General features: G+C 58.9%; 14 protein-coding genes. All 14 read right to left on the bottom strand.

What is annotated here, in order from left to right; translation table 11 throughout:
- Window positions 1–7 precede the first annotated feature (7 nt).
- A complete protein-coding gene (gene fhuF / locus AC1XYH_RS17275) occupies window positions 8–766 on the bottom strand; it encodes a siderophore-iron reductase FhuF (RefSeq protein ID WP_483324351.1) in 759 nt (252 codons plus the stop codon).
- 271 nt (window positions 767–1,037) lie between these two features.
- Complete coding sequence (locus AC1XYH_RS17280; RefSeq protein ID WP_483324352.1) at window positions 1,038–2,675, bottom strand: diguanylate cyclase; 1,638 nt, start codon at window positions 2,673–2,675, stop codon at window positions 1,038–1,040.
- Entirely contained in the window at window positions 2,665–3,054 is a 390-nt protein-coding gene (locus AC1XYH_RS17285) for a response regulator (protein WP_483324353.1), read from the bottom strand. Before AC1XYH_RS17285 ends, AC1XYH_RS17280 begins: the two co-directional genes overlap by 11 nt.
- Entirely contained in the window at window positions 3,047–5,254 is a 2,208-nt protein-coding gene (locus AC1XYH_RS17290; protein ID WP_483324354.1) for a sensor histidine kinase, read from the bottom strand. Before AC1XYH_RS17290 ends, AC1XYH_RS17285 begins: the two co-directional genes overlap by 8 nt.
- Complete coding sequence (locus tag AC1XYH_RS17295) at window positions 5,251–6,855, bottom strand: ATP-binding protein (protein WP_483324355.1); 1,605 nt, start codon at window positions 6,853–6,855, stop codon at window positions 5,251–5,253. Before AC1XYH_RS17295 ends, AC1XYH_RS17290 begins: the two co-directional genes overlap by 4 nt.
- Window positions 6,852–11,288 carry a PAS domain-containing protein gene (locus AC1XYH_RS17300; RefSeq protein ID WP_483324356.1) on the bottom strand — a complete coding sequence of 1,479 codons (4,437 nt, stop codon included), beginning with the start codon at window positions 11,286–11,288 and terminating at the stop codon, window positions 6,852–6,854. The genes AC1XYH_RS17295 and AC1XYH_RS17300 overlap by 4 nt, the downstream gene beginning before the upstream one ends.
- 79 nt (window positions 11,289–11,367) lie before the next feature.
- A complete protein-coding gene (locus AC1XYH_RS17305; RefSeq protein ID WP_483324357.1) occupies window positions 11,368–12,141 on the bottom strand; it encodes an SDR family NAD(P)-dependent oxidoreductase in 774 nt (257 codons plus the stop codon).
- A gap of 113 nt (window positions 12,142–12,254) precedes the next feature.
- A complete protein-coding gene (locus AC1XYH_RS17310; protein WP_483324358.1) occupies window positions 12,255–13,610 on the bottom strand; it encodes an ATP-binding protein in 1,356 nt (451 codons plus the stop codon).
- Window positions 13,607–14,269 carry a response regulator gene (locus AC1XYH_RS17315; protein WP_483324359.1) on the bottom strand — a complete coding sequence of 221 codons (663 nt, stop codon included), beginning with the start codon at window positions 14,267–14,269 and terminating at the stop codon, window positions 13,607–13,609. The genes AC1XYH_RS17310 and AC1XYH_RS17315 overlap by 4 nt, the downstream gene beginning before the upstream one ends.
- Before the next feature lie 3 nt (window positions 14,270–14,272).
- Complete coding sequence (locus AC1XYH_RS17320) at window positions 14,273–14,902, bottom strand: tetratricopeptide repeat protein (protein WP_483324360.1); 630 nt, start codon at window positions 14,900–14,902, stop codon at window positions 14,273–14,275.
- Window position 14,903: 1 nt separating this feature from the next.
- Complete coding sequence (locus AC1XYH_RS17325) at window positions 14,904–15,737, bottom strand: SDR family oxidoreductase (RefSeq protein ID WP_483324361.1); 834 nt, start codon at window positions 15,735–15,737, stop codon at window positions 14,904–14,906.
- Window positions 15,721–16,404: an iron-containing redox enzyme family protein gene (locus tag AC1XYH_RS17330; protein ID WP_483324362.1), complete on the bottom strand. Its 684-nt coding sequence runs from the start codon at window positions 16,402–16,404 to the stop codon at window positions 15,721–15,723. The genes AC1XYH_RS17325 and AC1XYH_RS17330 overlap by 17 nt, the downstream gene beginning before the upstream one ends.
- The gene (locus tag AC1XYH_RS17335) at window positions 16,401–17,861 is read right to left on the bottom strand and encodes an AMP-binding protein (protein WP_483324363.1); all 1,461 of its coding nucleotides are present in this window, start codon (window positions 17,859–17,861) and stop codon (window positions 16,401–16,403) included. The genes AC1XYH_RS17330 and AC1XYH_RS17335 overlap by 4 nt, the downstream gene beginning before the upstream one ends.
- Entirely contained in the window at window positions 17,848–18,537 is a 690-nt protein-coding gene (locus AC1XYH_RS17340; protein WP_483324364.1) for a thermostable hemolysin, read from the bottom strand. Before AC1XYH_RS17340 ends, AC1XYH_RS17335 begins: the two co-directional genes overlap by 14 nt.
- Window positions 18,538–18,604 lie beyond the last annotated feature (67 nt).

Below are 18,604 nucleotides of genomic sequence, written 5' to 3' on the forward strand. Positions count from 1 at the left end.
ACGACGGTTAATCGCTACGCCCTGCCGGATCATAACCGGCTGGCGGCTTATCAATATGCGGGCAGTTGCTGCACAGCGCTTTGTCGGGCAAAAGGTAGCGAATGCAGCAGTGTTTGCGCTCACGGTGCAATGCCTGCTCTCCCTCCCGCTGACGGTAGCGTACGCAGCCATACAATGGGTTGCGTGAGCCGTCCGGGCGGTTCTTGTCGCTGATCAATTGGCGAGCTTGGGTCACAGCCTCTGCATCAGCCGTTAGCTGGGCTACCTCTTCGACAATCCACTCGTAGTAATGGCCCACGCTGCTCCAAAACACTTTGGGTGAAACCTTGTAGCGCGCGGCCAGGTCGCGGATCAGTACATCTAGATGGCCGTCGAACAGTGTTTCGAGACGCGTAAAGCCATTGCTTGGCGCACTGCTCCAGGGCTCACCTTGATGCGGCAGCTTGAAAGCTGTTGGGAGGCCATCCTCGCCAACAATAACCTGCACCTCATCAAAGCTTACTGGTAGTCGCCAGTTGAGCAACAGGCTGGCGGCTACCGTGGGCACCACCAAACGGATGAAGTGGTATTTGCCCCACAGGGACACTACCGCGCGCTGATCAGCATTGACGTACTGCGGGGTGAAGCGCTGCAACTGATCGGTGAGTTGTTCGCTGTTCAGATACTCGGCCATGCTCAGGCTGGGCCGCGGGTCATCGGCCAGGGTGAGCCAATCGGCCATGGCCGCAAGAGGGCCCTGAAACAAGGGTGTAAGTGCTGCAATCATGGGCAATCCGTAGAGCTTTGAACCGCACGAATGATCGCTTTCGGTCCGAGGGGTTAGCCGCGATGGGCAAGCGGGGCTGGCAATGTAGCGCTTGCCGTGCGCGGCCGCGCAATCTAATGGCTAATGTTAACCATTATCATTTGTGCGGGCAACTTCAGATAGTCTGCTACAGATCCTGTAACAGCTGGATGCTGGCAAGCTGTAACTGGGTTACAAGAAAGTTGCGGAGTCTGACCAAGCCAGAGGATGCCTTCGGAGATCCCTGGCGCTGCTACTCGCTCTCACTGCATACCTGGTTGCGACCGCCTTTCTTGGCTTGATAGAGGCGTCTGTCGGCCAGGTCGAGCAGGCCGTCGGAGGGCCAGTCGTCGGCTGTGCAGGCGCTGATTCCGGTGCTGAAAGTACAGTTAAAATTGTGTTCATCGGCACTGAAATTCAGTGCAGCGAAAGCGGCGCGAATTTCGTCAAGGATTTGTTGCGCGTCTTCAATGCTGCAGTTAGGCAGCACCGCAAGAAACTCTTCACCGCCGTAGCGACCCAGCCGGTCTATCTTGCGCAATCGCTGGCGCAGCAGGTTGGACAAGGCGCGAATCACATTATCGCCGACCGGGTGACCATACTGATCGTTGACCGATTTGAAGTGGTCAATATCAATCATGGCGATGCTGACGGGTTGTTGGGAGCGCTGAGCGCGGCCTATCTCAATATCGAGTTGGTCTTTGATGTCTGCGTGTTTCAGCAGGCCGGTCAAGCTGTCGCGTGAGAGTGCGTCGCTGACCATACGGGCGCGTTGGGCGCGTGCGTATACAGTGGTCAGCAGAGCGCTGTCGCTGATGGGCTTGGTGATGAAGTCGTCACCGGCTTTGAGCAGCGCTGACATCTGACGCTCGGCATTGGTTTCTGCTGATAGATAAATGATCGGCACGCGCAACCAGTCGTCGTTCAGACGTATTACCTGGGCTAGCTCGGGGCCGCTGAAATCTGGCATGTTGATGTCCATCAGTACCACGTCGGGGCCGAAAGCATGCATTTTTTCTAACAGTAGTTCTGGATCGAACTCGGATTCCACCAACATGCCGGCACTGGTCAAAATCAGTGCGTAGCGCGCTGCCAGCTCTGTATCGTCGTCGATTATCAGTACGCGAAAGGGGCCGGCTTGATGATTGGTAAAGCTCCGTTCCAGACGGCTTTCCAGCGAGGGTAGATCCACTGGCTTGGTGAAAAAGCCTCGGGCTCCCGCGCGCACCGACGCCAAGCGGCTGTTGAAGCTGTCGTCGGAGCTGATGACCAGCAAAGGTAAAGGCTCGCTATCTGGCGTACTGCGCAGTTTCTCCGTGAGTTCCTGAGCATTCCATTCGCCGGTGCTGGTGTCGATGATAACGGCGTCGAGGCTGTCTAAGCTCTCGAAGAGTTCGGCCGGCTCGCTGAACTGACTGATCTGATAGCCGAAACTGGTTAGGGTCTGGCTCATTTGTTGCGCCAGTTCCTGTTCACCCACGACCAGGGCAATATGCCGGTCGGCGTTGGGGATATGACTCTCATCGCTCATACTGGGTGCTTGCGGCAGGGTTTCATGCTTATCGATCAACAAGCTGTCGAGCTGAATAATGTGCTCGGCCAGTCGCCGCATGAGTGTTTCGTCGGCTGGTGGCTTGTCGATTTGCTGCTGGAGCTGTACTTCCAGTTCGCGGCAAGCACTACCCAGCGTGTTATAGCCAAAGGTGCCGGCCGAGCCAGCCAGCTTGTGCAGCCGATCGCGTAGCACAAGATGGCTACGTGGGTCGTTGCTTTCGCCTTGCAGTACCTGTTTGGCAGCGTCGGCCATCTCCGCCAGCTCGGCACGCAAACGGTCGCGGAAGCGGCTTTCCAGCTCGGCTAACTGACTACTCAGTTGATCCTTATTGCTCATGCCAGGTATTCCATATTTCGGTTATCTGCTCTGATAGCGTCATTGGATCAAAAGGCTTGATGATCACCCCGGCAGCCCCCAGCTGGTGATAAGCCGAGACCTCTTGGGTCTGTGCTTTGGCAGTCATGAACACCACCGGCACGTTGGCCATGCAGGGCAGTTTCTGTAATTCAGTCAGCGTTTGTGGTCCGTCCATGCCGGGCATCATGACGTCGAGCAGCACCAGCTGTGGATTAAAGGCTGGCGTCTCTGCGAGGCCCTGTGCGCCTGAGTCGCAGCTTTTGACAGTAAAACCGCCCACTATCTCCAAGGCTACCCGAGCGACCTCTTGAATTGAGAGATCGTCTTCAATGTGAATGATGCGTTCAAGTTTATTCATGGGCCTTGGATCCATTGCTGTCGGGCACCCTATCGGTGCGGTGGGCGGGGGTGGAGTCAGGCAGCGCTTTAGGCAAACTAACCCAAAAACAGCTGCCTTGGCCAGGCATTGAGCTGAAGCCGATGCGTCCATTCATGGCGCGCACTAACGAGCGGGTAATAGCCAGGCCCAGCCCGGTGCCGCCGCGTTGGCGGGTGGCGGTAGCGTCGGCTTGGGCAAAGCGCTGGAACACGTTCGGCTGGAATGCCAGCGGAATGCCTTCGCCGTTATCGGTGACGGACAATCGAATGTACTGCTCAACCTGTTCTACTTCGATGGTGACCACATCGCCCGGCGGTGAAAATTTAATGGCGTTAGACAGGAGGTTGGCCAGCACCTGCTGCAGGCGCTGCGCGTCGGCCTGCACCGATAATTTGCCCGGAGCGGGTAACTGTAAGCTCACACCAGCATCGTCAGCTACGGCTGATAGCATGCGCTGTGCAGCCTGTAGTTGTGCGTCCAGATCCAGTGGTCGCAGGTCCAGCTCGAGCTTCCCGGCTTCGAGCTTGTCGATATCGAGCAGATCATTAATCAGCTCGGTTAGCCGCTGACTGTTGTCTTCGGCTGCCAGCAATAACGAGTTGGCCTGCTCGGGCCGGCCGTTCAGCACACCGCTATTCACTAGCCGCAAGGTGCCGTAAATACTGGTCAGCGGCGTGCGTAGCTCGTGGCTAACGGTGGACACAAAGTCGTTTTTCAGCTGCTCGCTACGCAGGCGCTCGGAAATATCGCGCAGGTTAAGCATCAGCTGACGCTGGTCAGGCAGGCCAACGCTGGCGGCGGTGACCTCACAGTGCACAACGCCACCGAATTGCCGCAGCAACGCCATATTGGAGTGCCCGTTTACCGTCATTGCTAACTTGAGCAGCTCGGGAAGCGGGGCTTGGTTGGCTTCCAGCAACTCGGTGAAGGGCCTGTCGCGCAGACTGGTAGCGCTATAGCCGAGCAAGCGTGACGATTGCGGATTGGCCTCCAGAATCTGCAGACTGTTGATGTCTAGCAGCACGATAGCGTCGGAGGATTGCTCAAACTGGCTGCGCAACAAATCGCGCTCGCGCTGCAGTTCCAGAGCTTGTTCTTGTTGGCGCTCACTTAGCTGATTGAAAGCATGCACCAGGTAACCCACTTCGTCCGTGCGATTTATCTGAATCGCCTGGATAGGTCTGCTGCCGTCCATCATCTCGGTGATTTGCTGCGCGGCTGAACTCAAAGGGCGCATGGCGCGGCGCAACAGTAGAATGAGTGCGAGACTGAGCAGCAGGAAGAACACCAGACCGATAACCAGCTTCTGCGCAAGGATGGGGTCGAGCTTGTCGGTGATCTGTTTCATTGGGGTCAAGCTGACCACGTGCCACCCCAGATTCGGCATCCCATCGGCAATGAACAAATCCTCACCACCGGTCTCGGCATTAGCTAGCAGGCCCATACTTTCGCCGCTGCGCAGAGCCGCCAGCAAGGGGCTCGCTTCGTTGCTGGGTAGTGGCTGCATGGCCAGGTGCGGATCAGTCGAGGTCACGTAGATCTGGTGAGTGGTATCCATCACGTACAAACGCGACGGAACGCCCAGGGTGAGATTTACAGCGGCATCGAACAGGTTCTCCCGCTCCAGCTCAATAACCCCGGCGATCAGGCCAACAACCTCGCCATTGGCCCGCTTTACGGGTGCACTGATGCTGAGGATAGGGGTGCGCATGGTGCGGCCCATGATCGGTTTGCTGATAGTGGGCTCACCGCTGCTCAACGCTTGTTTGATATGCGGGCGATCGGCGTAATTGGTACCCAACCTGCCCTCTACCCGCGTTGACTCACCGACTGCGATGCCGACAGTGTTTAGAATCAGGATGCCGGCGGGAAAGTAGCCGTCGATGCCAGGGCGCTGGCTGCGGATCAGTTGCTCACTGGCGGCGTAGTCGACCTGGCCGCTTAGCGCCAGTTGCCCCGCGAGGGTGTTCAGAAACTGCTCGCGAACATCAAGCTCACGATCAATCAACTGCACGGCATTGCGGTTGACACGCTGCTGCTGTTCGATCAGCAGATTTTGCATGTCGGTGCGCAGTGCATGTTGGGTCACCAGCCCTGAGAGCAGTACTTCCAGCAGGCTGGCGCCAAGAATCAGTAGCAGTATCTTTATGGCCAGACGGCTGTAACGTGGCTGCTTCATCGATATTCCGCATCTGAGGTCAACGGCAGACGAAACCAAAAGGCGGCGCCTTGCCCCAGCGTGGATGATACCCCTACTTCGCCTTGCATGCGTTCCATAAGCTCTTTGCAGATAGCCAGCCCTAACCCGGTGCCGCCGCGTTTGCGTGCGTCACTGATATCCAGCTGAGTAAACTTCTTGAACAGCTCGGCGTGTTGCTCAGGGGCTATGCCGATGCCCTGGTCAATTACCCTGACTTCGATACAGTCATGCAAGCGTTCGCATTCAACCCTAACCTCGCCGCCTTCATGGGAAAATTTGGCGGCGTTGGAAAGGTAGTTGCCCAGCACTTGCAAGAGTCGACGCTCGTCTACAAATACCCGTGGATTGGGGCAGGGCTCACTGAGCCGCAGGGTCACTCGAAAGCGCTGTGCGTAGGGTCGGGTGGCTTCCAGCGCCTGCTCAAGCAGCGGCTTTATTGGCTGTTCGGTGCACAGCAATTGGAGTTTTCCGGCTTCCAGCTTCTCCATATCGAGTAAGTCGTTGACCAGTTCGTTAAGTCGGATGATGTTGTCATGGGCAATCTGCAACAAGCGCATTGCCGGCGCAGGGAGTTCGCCATAGGTGCCGCCGCGCAGTAGCCCGACAGCACCGCCGATGGAAGTCAGGGGGGTACGTAGTTCGTGGCTGATGGTCGCCAGAAAGTGACTTTTCAGCAAGGCTGTCTGGCGCAGTTCGGTGATGTCGTGCATTACCACCATCGCCGCAGAAGGACTGGACTGCCGTTGGAGTGGGCCACCATTGCAGAGTAGAAAACGCGGTGCCTGATCTTGCGCATGCAAGCATATTTCAGCGTTCTCGACTTGCTCACCGCGCCAGGCGCGCAGCAAGGGAATCTCTTCGCTGGTCAATTCGGTGGCGCCATCGGGGCGGTACAAACTGTAGTAGTGAGCCCATTGCTCTGGCGGCATCTGCCGAACATCCAGCCCGTGCCAGCGGCGTGCAGTGTTGTTAAAACGGGTCAGCTCACCCGCCTCATTACATACCGCGACCCCGGCCATGATGTTGTCCAGCAGCCCCTCGGCCAGTGCGCGCTGATCTCGCAGCTCCTGTTTGCGCTCAATGCTTTGCAGTAGCTGCAGGCGCAGCTGTAACTGGTATTCCACCATGCGCGTCAAGCGCTGCAGGGTTTCGCGCTGGCGTGCGTTCAAGTCGCGGGGTTTGCTGTCGATGACGCACAAGGTGCCCAGGCGCGAGCCTTCCGGGGTGATGATTGGCATGCCAGCGTAAAAGCGAATGAAAGGATCCCCGGTGACCAGGGGATTGGCGCTGAAGCGTGCATCCAAACTGGCATCGGGCACCTCCATCAAGGTGCTCTGTTGGATGGCATGGGCGCAGAAGGCTAGGTCGCGGTGCGTCTCTTGTGCATCCAGTCCAACGCGGCTCTTGAACCACTGACGCTGATCATCCACCAGCGAAATCAAGGCAATCGGCATGTCTAGCCAGAGTGCGGCCAGTGCGGTGATGTCGTCGAAGGCCTGCTCGCCGGCGCTATCCATGATCTGGTAGCGCGCCAGTGCCTGTAGGCGCTGCTCTTCGTCGGCGTCGGGTTGGACAGTCATCGCGCGGCTTCCTGTGGGAGCTGGGGAGGGTTATCCGGCGTTTGCGACGTTTTGCTCTGCACGGGCAGGCAGCACCAGAACCGTGAACCCACGCCTGGCTCGGAGTCAAAGCCAATGCTGCCGGCCATGTGCAATATAAGCTCCTGGCTGATTGCCAGGCCTAGCCCTGAGCCGCCGCGCCGGCGGGTGTTGGAGCTGTCTACCTGAGAGAACTGTTGGAATATCCGATCATGGAAGCCAGCAGGAATGCCCACGCCCTGATCGCTCACACTGATGCATACCTGACCATCAGAAACCTGGCTGCTCAACTGAATGTCGCCGCCTGTTTTGGAGAACTTGGCGGCGTTAGATAAAAAATTGCTCAGCACCTGACCCAATCGCAAGGCATCCACCTGAACCCAGGCATCTTCCAGCTCGGCGCAGCTTTGGCTGACCTGATACTGATCAGCGTAGCTCTGATTCAACTGCAGCGCCTTGTGCAGCAGCGGCAACAGAGGTTGCAGGCGCATTTCAAAATGCATTTTGCCGGCGGCCAGTTTATCCATATCCAGCAGGTCGTTGATCAGCACGTTGAGCGTCTGGGTGTTTTGTTCGGCGATGCCCAGCAAATGCTGCATGCTTTCGGGCACAGCGCCGAGCGCACCGCCGTTGACCAATTTCAGAGCGCCGGAGATCGCGGTTAGCGGGGTGCGAAGCTCGTGGCTGACGGTGGAGACAAATTGCGACTTCAGCTGCTCAACGCGCATCTGTTCGGTAACATCCCATATGAAACCGTCGAACCACATAAGCTTGCCGTTGCTGTCGTACTCGGCGCGGCCCTTCTCGCGCACCTGCACCACGTGGCCTTCGGCGTGCAAAATGCGGTAAGTGAGTTCAAAGCTGGCGTCGTTCAGGCTAGCGTTCTCCCCCGTCACCAGGGTGGTTTGGTGGTCGTCAGGGTGAATAACGCTCATATAGCTCCGGCGCTGGTTGTTGATGAAGTCGCTAGCCGGATAGCCGGTGATGCGTTCTACCTCGTTGCTGAGATATGACATGGTCCATAGCTCGTCTGCTTGGCAGCGGTAGACTGCGCCTGGCAGGTTGCCGACCATGCCGCGAAAGCGCGATTCGCTTTTCTGCAGGGCACGGGTCGTGTGGATCAGGTCAGTGATGTCGGTGGCCATTCCCAGAAAGCCTACGAGCCGGCCTTCGCCGTCGGCGATGCGTGTCACCGTGAGATTGACCAGACGGTGCTCGCCATCCTTGCGCACGTAAGTCCACGGCAAAGTTTCAGAACCGCCCATTCGTGCGCGATAGAGAAAGACTTCGACACCTTCAATCGGACGGCCCACTTCTTCGCTTAGGGTTTCGCCGTGGCGCAGGGCTTCGCTTTGCAGATGGAAAACATTGGGTGACAGTTTGCCAACTACCTCGCCTGCAGCGTAACCGAGTAATTTCTCGGCACCGGAGTTGAACAGCGTGATACTGCCCTGCGGGTCAGACGCGATAACCGCCACCGAGGTAGACGCGTCGATCAGTGCGTCGAGGAAGAGTCGCGCCTCACGTATTTCCTCCTGTTGCTGCATCTCACTGCTGATGTCGGAATGGATGCCGCTCATACGTTTTGGTGTGCCGTCTACGTCCCGCGTGACGACCTGGCCACGGTTCTGCACCCAGATCCAATGCCCATCGCGGTGCTGAATGCGGCAGTTGGAGCTGTAAAAGTCGGACTTGCCGCTCAGGTGATCTGTCAGTTGCTTATCGAAGTGGGCACGATCATCCGGATGGATGCGCTCAATCCAGGTCGCCGATGTAATAGGTGCGAGGGCCTCGGTCGGATAGCCAATCATCTGCTCCCAGCGCGAGTTGGTGATGACCTCATCCGTGTCCAGGTTCCATTCCCAGGTGGCTACGCCGGTAGCCTCTATTACCCGCTCCAGGCGCTGCTGCTCACTGGCCAGCGCTAGCTGTATGCGCTTGCGGTTGGTGATGTCGGCAATAAAGCCGTGCCAGACAATATCGCCGTTATCGAGTTGCTCGGGGCTGGCGAAGCCGGCAACCCAGAGTTCGCCTTTCAGCGGATGGTGCACGCGGTATTCGGCACGCCAGGTTTTTTGTCTAATCGCGGAGGTAGTGATGCTGTCGATTACTGATTCAAGATCGTCTGGATGCACCCGATCAAACGCCAGCTCCCCGGAGCTGGCTGCCTGCTCGGGCGTGATGCCGTAGATATCGGCAATACCGTCGCTGGTATACGGGAACATGCCTTTGCCATCGGGCGATAGCTGATACTGGTACACCATACCGGGCAGGTGACGCGTGAGCTTGTTAAAGCGCTCGAGCAACTGCTCGCGTTGCTGCTCGATACTGTCCTGCTCCAGCAATCTGCTGATCCAGCGAGCACATAAGCGCATGAACTCCAGATCAACCTCATCGAATGGCAAGGCACGGCTCTTGGCACTGGAAAAATTCAGTGTGCCGAGACGCTTTTCGTCAACTAATAGAGGGATGCCGATGTAGGCTTCAAGAGCAAAGCTTTGGTAGCAGGGGTGGCCGCTGAAGCGTGAGTTGCCCATGGAGTCGATGGCCAGTACGTCGCTGTGCAGGTACGTCAGGCTGCAGTAGGTTTGCTCGAAATCGAAACGGGTGCCTACGGGTGGGGCTTCGTTTTCAGCATAGCTGGCCAGTACGCTGTAGCTCTCTCCTTCGATGTGGCTGACCAGCCCGAGGTCCAGTTGCAGGTGCTCGCAACCTAACTGCAAGGTGCGCGTAAGGCGCTCAGAAAGATTGATGCCGGTGGCGGCCGAGACCTCATTGAGTGACCGCAGGGCGTGACGTTGGCGTTCCAGGCGGAGTTTGATTTGCTGTTTGTCGGCGTTTAGACGCAGCGCATGAATCAACTGGCCGAGGGTTGCCAGCAGCGGAGCGAGAAACTCGGCCATCTCAGCAGCGTAACCGTCGGCACGGTTGCCCAACGCCAGAACACCAACGAGCCGATCGCCATACAGAACAGGTAGGCCTAGAAAAGAACTCAGTTGGTTCTCAGGTGAGAAGTCTTGTTCAATAACAACTTCTTGAGTACTCAGTAAAACGTCGAACAGTTTCGCGTTGTGCGCCAGTAGCTGTGCCGCCCCGTCGGTGTTTTCGTTTAAAGGGCTTACGGCATAAGGTATTAGCTGGGGCTGCGCTTCGTCGTTATAGCGCACCTGAGCGACAGTGCCGCAATGGCTCTCGGTCAGTTGGAGTATCTGCTCCAGCAGTTGCGAAAAACCCTGTTTGATCTGATCGTGCTGAATATAGGCGGACTGCGCATTGGCAATGATGGCCAACAGTTGTCGGCTGCGCTCGCGCTGCTGACTTTCCGCCAATATCGCCTGTTGGTGCAGCGATGCCTGGCGATGTGTATGCCTGCGGAAGGCAAATGCTAGTGCTGTCAACAAAAGTGTGGTGGCGAGACAGGCGAGCAACCAGTTGAGCAAAAGACGTGACTGCTCTTGCTGGTGCACAGCGGCGGCGGCAGAGATGTCATGCCAGGCGACGATGCGCGCGGCGTTGTGTGCTTCGCTTGCCGAAGCGCCTGGTTCCAGTAAGGGCACTGAGGCAATCAAATAGACCTGCTCGCCGATGCGTAGCAGTTGATGGCTTGGGGTGTGTAGCGTAGTTGGCAGATCGGCGGAATCCAGCCATTGATTAATCGCCGGGTTGGAGTAATGACCGAGCAGCCAGCGGCCATTCTCGGTGGGGGTTAATTTGCTCTGGTCTGAAAATGCGCTGGGAGGCATCAGCAGCGCTATATCAATCTCGGCAGAAACGGGTTCGGCGAGTTGCTTAGGCAACACATAAAAGCCGACTTCAATGGACGCGACCGGCGAGCTGCCAGCATCGTCGTTGGCGAATACCGGCACCACGGCGGCTTGGCGTGCGCCCAGCGGGCAGGACTGCAAACCACTTTGTTCTTGGCCCGAGGCAAGCGCACGCAAAAGCAGGGGTCGTCCATCGCCAGGCGTAACGTCAATCGGGTCGTTTACTTCCTGCATGCGCAGCAGGGATTGGGCGGGGTCAGACAAATGCACTTCAAGCATCTGCGCGCCGCCGCGTTGCAGGATCGACCAAACGCCATTCAGGTCGCGGCGCAGTTGGGCGCGTAGACGCAGAATGTCAGTGCGATTATCCGGTTGGCTCACAGTAAGCGTTTTGATGCGCCGAATCAGGCGGCGTGTGTCGGGATCCTCGGCCAGGGTGCGGGCGGCCATTAGCGCTTGGTTGCGCAGCGCTAACTGGCTCTGCGCAATGCTCAGTTGGATGATTGCGGCTTCATTGGCCTGTTGGCTTTGCCATTGCTGCTCACGTTGTTGCCAAGCGCTAGCGGCGAGAAACAAAAAAAACAGCCCGAGAGCGAGTCCGCCAACCAGCAGGATCAGCAGACCTATTCTTGTGTGTTGTATTTTGGCCATGAATACATCCGGGTATTGATGGCCTGACAATAGCTGTTGGAGCGCGCGCGTGCCAGTCCTAGCTTGTCGTAACAGCCGGCTAGAGGCTGTTATTCAGGTGGCCGCCGTCGACGTTTAGCACGCTTCCGGTCATGAACGAACCGGCTTCACTGGCCAGGAGTAAAAGTGGCCCATCAAGCTCAGACAACATACCCAGGCGGCGCATGGGCACCTTGCTGCGGATGTAGTTCTGGCCGTGCTCGGTATCAAAGTAGTCGCTGTTCATTTCGGTACGGAAGTAACCGGGGGCAATCGCGTTGACGCGAATATTGTTACGCGCCAGTTCCAGCGACATGGCCTTGGTTAACTGCACCACACCGGCTTTGGCCACGGCATAGTGACTCAGGGCAGTGCCTACGCGCAGACCAAGAATCGAGGCGATATTGATCACGCTGCCACCCTGCCCGCTTTTGGCCATCGCCAGACAGGCGCGGTGTGCGACGCGCCAGGCGCCATCGAGGTTGGTATCGAGCATGCTGCGCCAGTTGCCTTCGGTCATCTCGAGAAAGGGCACCGGATCACCGATGCCCGCGTTGTTGACCAGAATGTCGCACACGCCAAAGGCAGCTTCGGCCGTACTGAAACCGGCATCCACACTGTCGCTGTCGGTCACGTCCATGGTTACGGCCAAGGCGCTGTGGCCCTGTTGCTCAAGTTCTTCAACCAGTGCAGAAAGCCGCTCGGCGCGGCGCGCGGCCAACACTACGCGGGCGCCGGCGTCTGCTAGGACGTGAGCGAAGTGTGCGCCGAGGCCACTGGACGCGCCGGTAATCAGGGCGGTCTTGCCGGTGAGGTCAAAGCGAGCGTTGCTCATGCTGGGCTCCTGTTATGTGGGCAGTGGGTAGGCGTTTAGTATCGACCATGGGGCTGCCCGAGACCAGTACAGTGCAGGGGCGTGATGATGCGCAATTCAGCGATAGATGAGAGCTATATGGACCACTCGACACGCACCAGCAGGCCGCCCAACGGACTTTCGGCCAGCGTCAGTCGCCCCCGGTGCCGCTCGGTAATACGCTGTACGATGGACAGGCCCAAGCCTGCGCCCTGGCTGCTGCCTTGGGCATGAAAGCGTTCAAGCAGGCGCTGGCGCTCAGCCTCAAGTACGCCGTGGCCGCTGTCCTCCACGCAGAGCGCTACAGTCTGCTGCTGGCTGCTCAGGCTAACGCGAATCTGTCCACCGGCAGGCGTGTGCTGGATCGCGTTGCCAATCAGGTTCTGCAACAGCATGGCCAGGCTGCCTGGCTCCATCTGAACCTCAGGTGGCAGATCAGGCTCACTGTCAAAACTCAGATCCTGCTGTTTGCGCAAAGCCAGTGGCAAGAGTTCGGCGACCTCGTTACGACAGGTCTGCAGCAGGCCGACACTGACACGTTGGCGTTGCTGCTCGTCTGCCAGTCGCGCCAGTGTCAGCATCTGTGAGACCAGCCGAGTGGCGCGTTCCACCCCTTTACGCAGGTGCATTAGCGCCTGATCACGCTCGGCTGGATCGCGGCTTTCCAGGGCGTTTTCGGCGTGTATTTGCAGCACGGCCAGCGGCGTGCGCAGCTCGTGGGCGGCGTCGGCGATAAAGCGTTGTTCACGCGCCAGCAGCTGATTCACCTGTTCCAGCATGCGATTGAGCGCCGCCTGCATGGGTTCCAGTTCCTGTGGCAGGTCTCTTAGCACCAATGGGTTCAGGCTATTGGGTTCGCGCAGACGAATCAGGCGAGCCAGTTCATCCAGGGGTTTGAGGCCCGAGCCGATAGCGAGCCAAACCAATAACAGCATGATGGGAATACCGACCAGATCTGGCACCAGGGTGCCACGTACTATCTTGTCTACCAGCTCGCCGCGCACATCACTGCGCTCGCCGACCCAGACCGCTAGGCCCGTTTCCGGCGCCTCCAGCACATAACCGCGCCAGCGCCGACCGTCCTGCTGTTTATCCGCAAAGCCGGGCTGCCAGTCGGTATCGGTCAGCTCTGGCACATTAAAGGAGCGCGCGACTACGGTGCCGTTGGCGCTGCGCACCTGATAGGCCAGTTTACTTTCATAACGGTGACCCAGCTTGGGATGACTGCTGGTGGTCTCGATTAGCGCTTGGGCCAGTTGCTCTGGTGCAATGCTGGCTTGTGAGGTGCTCAGCAGTGCGATTAGCACCCGTGCGCTTTGCCCAAGCTGGGCGTCGAACAGTTCTTCGATCTCATGGCCGGCGTCGTGATAGCCGACCCAGCCCATGGTAAGTGAGCCGGCCAGCAGCAGCCCCAGCACCCTGACCAGTATGCGCTTGCGAATCGACCTCATACCTGGCGCTCAATCATATAGCCGACGCCGCGCAGGGTACGGATTAGCCCGCTGAAGAGTTTGCGCCGCAGGTGATGGATGTGCACTTCCAGGGTGTTGCTGTCGACGTCTTCATTCCAGCCATAGAGGGCCTGCTCGAGCCGGTCGCGGGTCAGCACTCGGTCGGGTTGCGCCATCAGTTCGTGCAGCAGAATAAACTCCTTGCGTGACAGGCTGACCGGTTTTCCCTCCAGGGTGACCTGCTGGCTTTGCGGATCAAGCACGACCCCACGCAGGTTTATCAGCGGCTCGGCTCGGCCGTTGCTGCGGCGCAGCAGGGCACGTAGGCGGGCTTTTAATTCAGCGCTGTCGAACGGCTTAATCAGGTAGTCATCAGCGCCCGCGTCCAGCCCAGCGATTCGGTCCTGTACGCCGTCGCGGGCGGTAAGGATCAAGACTGGAACCGCATGATGACGGTCGCGCAGGGCGCGCAGCACCGCGAGACCGTCCATGCGCGGTAGCCCCAAATCGAGAATTGCCAGATCGAAGGGTTCGCTGCTCAACGCGTGCAGCGCGCTGGTGCCGTCTTTCAGCCAGTCCAGGGTATAGCCCTCTTTTTTCAGCGAGGTGAGAATGCCCTCGGCCAGAGAGGTATCGTCTTCAACCAGCAACAGGCGCATGCGTTATCCGTTTTTCAGTTGAGTCAGTCGTTCACGGATTTCGGCTTGTCGACCTTGATCGGCCAGCGGCCGGTCCGGGCGCGGTGTTGCAGCCTGTGCTTTAAGCAGTGCGGCCTTGGCTTCAGCATAGCGCTTCTGATCAAGCAGGTAATCGGCCCAGAAGAAATTGCTGTCGATGCCGTCCGGATTCAGCTCCAGTGCGCGCTTGAGCAAAGCCTCGGCCTGATCGTCGTCGCCAAAGCCTATCGGCCAGCCGGGCACCTGATAATAGAGGGCGCCGAGGCTGGTATAGGCCGAGCCGTTGAGCGCCTCGGGATCGATCGCCAGCGCTTTCTCCAGTTCAGCCTTGGCCTGCTTGACCTTGCCCAATGCACCCAGACCGCCTTCGGCGCCGGCCCAGCTGCTGAGGATGATGCCGTGCCAGATCAGGGCCGGAGCACTGTCGGGTTCGCTCTGAGTAACCTGCTCGGCTTCGGCTGCCAGCGCTTTGAACGCTGCAGGTTTTTGATTGGCAGGCAATTGGTATTGAATTTCTGCCCAGCGCTGTTGCAGCGGAGCAATGTCTGCGGCTTGGCTGGTCAGGCTGAAGACGGCCAACAAGCTGGTGGCTAATAAACGAATCAGGGTGGGCATCTTAGAGTTCCTTGGCAGTCTTGAGTGGAGTTGTTGGGGCAACCGTCGAAACGGGTTTGGCGTAATACTGAATGGTCGATAACTGTCGGCGCAGCGCTTTGTCGATCAGCCGTGGCAGCAAGCCATTGAGACGCACCAGCAAGCGCTCGGGAAAGCCCATGTGCACTTCGCGCAGATCGGTTTCCAGTGCCTTTACCAGTTGCGCGGCAACCAGTTCGGGGCTGTCCATGCTGACCTGCAGCTCGGCGTTCATGGCTTCTACCGCCGCGCTGTTCATACCGGTGCGGGTCGCGCGTGGCGACATGTAAAGCACGCCTACTCGGGTGTCCGCCAGCTCTCGGCGCAGGGCTTCAGAAAAACCGCGCAGGGCGAACTTACTGGCGCAGTAGACACTGAACCCCGGATAACCGATGGAGCCAAAGGTCGAGCCGATATTGACCACACCACTTTGCGGCTGCGCGCGCAGTAGCGGCAGCAGGGCACGGGTCAGTTGCAGGGTGGCGATCAGGTTGGTCTGAATCAGATCCTCTATGGCGCTGTCCTGCATGGCTTCAAACAGGCCAAAATGGTTAATGCCGGCCGCGTTGATCAGCAGATTGAAGCCGTCCATTAACTGCGCTTGTTGTACCACGCGGGCGCGATCAGCGGAATTGCGCAGATCGGCCTGCAAACAGCTGACCTGGCCGTCAAAACGGGCAACCAGCGCTTGCAGGGCTTGGTCCTGGCGGCCAACCACCAGTACCTGAGCACCGGCAGCGCAGAGTTCGGCGACCATTGCCTGCCCCATACCGCCGGTTGCGCCGGTGAGAATCACACGACTAGCCGAAAGCTGCATGGGGCACCTCCTGCGCAACATTGCCCGGCAGGCTGCGGAACATCTCGGCGTACAGGCGATAGATCACCTTGGCGGTATGCAGCACGGCGTCCCGGTCGGTGTCGTTATCAATGCGGTTCACCAGGGTTTCGAAGAACTTCATGTGTTCCAGATCCAGCGAGCCGTGCGAGGACAGGTAACTGAAGGCCTGCGGTGGCAGCCCCAGACCTTGTTTCAGACTGCCGGCCGCCTGGGTCGCCAGCGCAATGCTGGTACCCTCCAGTACAAAGACCATGCCCAGCATGGCAATCGGGTTAAGTCGGTTGATGCGGTCGTACATGGTGCTGACCATTAGTTCGGTAGCCAGCCCTGGTGTGCTGTGGCGCACGGCTTCAGCGTCACCGCCGCAGGCGCGAATGTCGTTGAGAATCCATTCCTGATGGCCGACCTCCTCCTCTATGTATTCGGCCATGGCTTCGCGCAGCCACTCGTGATCAGCGTTCAGACGCGCGCCGCAGGCCATCAGCAGCGGCACGGTGTGGCGCACGTGATGGAATGCTTGGGTCAGAAAGGCCACGTAGCTGTGCTTTTGCGCCTCGCCGCTCAGGGCGGCCTGAATCATGGGTGACTCAAACAGGTACTCGCGCTCGGTTTGGGTTTGTTCTTGCAGGGTATCGAAGAAGTTCATAGTGCAATGTCCTCGTTGATCAGACCCAGCAGCGCCGGGCGATAGTGTTCGGTGATGGAGTCGCGGCGCAGGCGACCATTGCTGGTCAGTTGGCCGTTAGCTGCTGAAAAGGGTTCGCTGGCGGTCAGCCAGGCGCCGATTTGCGCGTAGTCCGGTAACTGGCTGTTGGCGCGGGCGACGGCTTGGGTAATGTCGTCGACACTGAAAGCAGTGCTGCGCGGGACAATCAGGGCCAGGTTGGTAGGCAATGCCTCGCCATAGACCAACACCTGAGCGATAGCCGGATGGCTGGTTAGCTCGGCCTCGACCCATTCGGGGTTTACGTTGCGTCCATAAGCGGTAATGAACTGATTTTTCTTACGCCCGAGAATGCTCAGATAGCCATCTTCCAGCCGTCCGAGATCGCCGGTCGGCCAGTATTCGTCGCTACTGGCGGGTTCGCCGAGATAACCCAGTGCGTGGGCGCCGCGCACTAGAATCTCGCCGTCGTCTGCCAGCTTGATATCGACATGCGGCAGTGGTTTTCCGACCGTGCCAGCCCGTTGGTAACCGGGTCGGTTCAGGCAGACCACCGAGGCACATTCAGATAGCCCGTAGCCCTCAAACACCGGCAGGCTCAGCTTTTTAGCGCGGTCGAGCAGCGCCGGTGCTACCCGGCCGCCACCCACGGCGATGAAACGCAGGCTGCGCGGCAGCGGGGCGCCGGCGTCGGCGGCCTGCAGCAATGCCTGCAGTAATTGCGGCACCAGAATCAGACTGTGCGGCTGATAGTGATTTAGCACCTGCAGCAAGCGCGGCATATCCAGTTGGCTGCCGTGCAGGCCGCTGTCTGCTGGCACCGTAATGCTGGCGCCATTAAGCAGCGCGGTATAGGCGCCCAAGTTGTCGAGCAGCACCGCCAGTGGTAGCAGTATCAGGTGTTGTTGCGGGTTCAGGCTACTGCAGGCATCACGCAGACTGTCGGCAACCTGCAACATGGCCTCGGCGGACAGACACACACCCTTGGGGGTGCCGGTGGTGCCGGAGGTGAAGGTAATCTTGGCGGTGCCGCTTGGCATACCCACGCCGAAGAGTGTGCGCTGCCAGCCTAGGGAAGTGCTGGCGAAGCCTTGCTCGCGCATCAGCGCGCCGTCGTCAGGCAGGCCAATCAGCGTATCCACGCCCGCCGTCTGGAGCAGATGGCGGCGCTGCGCCTCAGTAAAGAAGGGGGCGATGGGCACGCAGGTCAGACCCGCGCGCAAAATTGCCAGATCCCACAGCAACCAGTCACGGCCATTGTCTAGCGCGAGAGCCACACAGCGGCAGCCGAGCGCGCGTAGGCGGTCAGCGCGTTGCTGAACCTCAGTGCTCAGGTCGGCATAGGCGATGCTGCCCTGCTCGTCGGCCAGTGCGATTTTGCCGGGACGCTGCTGTGCGTATTGCGCCAGCTGTTGCCAGAATCGCTCAAGCGCAGTCATTGGCGACCTTCTGTTGGTCTGGCAGGTAGCTTGGCTGATAGCGCAGACGCTCGAAGGTGCCACGCCGCTGCAGCTGCGCGAGGCCTTCCGGAATGTAGCCGGCCATCACGCGCGGCTGAGTGGCGTAGTAACTGCCCCAGTCATTCCGCGCCTCACCCAGCCGAGCAGGATCCGCCGGGCCCAGATCAATGGGGCTCAGGGTTAGGCGTTGAAAGCTGTTCAGCAGCATCGGGGTGCCGGTAAATACCACCCAGGTGTAACCGCTGGCAGCCAGAAAATGCGTCAGCGCGATAATCAGCAGGCGCCCGGCACCGGGTGCGAGCGCTGCCAGATTCCCGACCTCTACCAGTTGTTCGCGGACCACCGGTAGATCAGTGTGGCGTTGCAGAGTCTGGCATACCGGCTGATCAAGGTAGTGCTCAAGGAACAGCTGATCGCTGGCGCCGCCGCGCAGGCCAACGCTGGCCTGGAGAGTGCCCTGCTGGCAGATGCCCAGCAGTTCGGGCATGAATTCGCGCACATCGGCGCCGTACACATCAGCGAACTGTTGGTGCACAAAGGTTTCCAGCTGGTGACGCAATTCGCCGCCGGATTGCGGGGAGTGCAACAGCATGGCTGGATCGCCTTCGCCAAGGCGGGCGATGATATTGGTGCTGGGTACAGATGACAGTGACATGGCCTTCCTCCAGATGATGGGAGGATATTGCGTGGCGAATCTTAAGATCGCCTTAAGCCAGTTTGTC

The organism is Pseudomonas sp. GW-45, from assembly GCF_056896675.1.

What these genes read in the sequence shown, in the direction of transcription:
- AC1XYH_RS17300 (WP_483324356.1), bottom strand. Translation starts at nt 11,288, where the DNA reads ATGGCCAAAATACAACACACAAGAATAGGTCTGCTGATCCTGCTGGTT.
- AC1XYH_RS17310 (WP_483324358.1), bottom strand. Translation starts at nt 13,610, where the DNA reads ATGAGGTCGATTCGCAAGCGCATACTGGTCAGGGTGCTGGGGCTGCTG.
- AC1XYH_RS17320 (WP_483324360.1), bottom strand. Translation starts at nt 14,902, where the DNA reads ATGCCCACCCTGATTCGTTTATTAGCCACCAGCTTGTTGGCCGTCTTC.
- AC1XYH_RS17295 (WP_483324355.1), bottom strand. Translation starts at nt 6,855, where the DNA reads ATGACTGTCCAACCCGACGCCGACGAAGAGCAGCGCCTACAGGCACTG.
- AC1XYH_RS17315 (WP_483324359.1), bottom strand. Translation starts at nt 14,269, where the DNA reads ATGCGCCTGTTGCTGGTTGAAGACGATACCTCTCTGGCCGAGGGCATT.
- fhuF (WP_483324351.1), bottom strand. Translation starts at nt 766, where the DNA reads ATGATTGCAGCACTTACACCCTTGTTTCAGGGCCCTCTTGCGGCCATG.
- AC1XYH_RS17280 (WP_483324352.1), bottom strand. Translation starts at nt 2,675, where the DNA reads ATGAGCAATAAGGATCAACTGAGTAGTCAGTTAGCCGAGCTGGAAAGC.
- AC1XYH_RS17340 (WP_483324364.1), bottom strand. Translation starts at nt 18,537, where the DNA reads ATGTCACTGTCATCTGTACCCAGCACCAATATCATCGCCCGCCTTGGC.
- AC1XYH_RS17325 (WP_483324361.1), bottom strand. Translation starts at nt 15,737, where the DNA reads ATGCAGCTTTCGGCTAGTCGTGTGATTCTCACCGGCGCAACCGGCGGT.
- AC1XYH_RS17330 (WP_483324362.1), bottom strand. Translation starts at nt 16,404, where the DNA reads ATGAACTTCTTCGATACCCTGCAAGAACAAACCCAAACCGAGCGCGAG.
- AC1XYH_RS17335 (WP_483324363.1), bottom strand. Translation starts at nt 17,861, where the DNA reads ATGACTGCGCTTGAGCGATTCTGGCAACAGCTGGCGCAATACGCACAG.
- AC1XYH_RS17290 (WP_483324354.1), bottom strand. Translation starts at nt 5,254, where the DNA reads ATGAAGCAGCCACGTTACAGCCGTCTGGCCATAAAGATACTGCTACTG.
- AC1XYH_RS17285 (WP_483324353.1), bottom strand. Translation starts at nt 3,054, where the DNA reads ATGAATAAACTTGAACGCATCATTCACATTGAAGACGATCTCTCAATT.
- AC1XYH_RS17305 (WP_483324357.1), bottom strand. Translation starts at nt 12,141, where the DNA reads ATGAGCAACGCTCGCTTTGACCTCACCGGCAAGACCGCCCTGATTACC.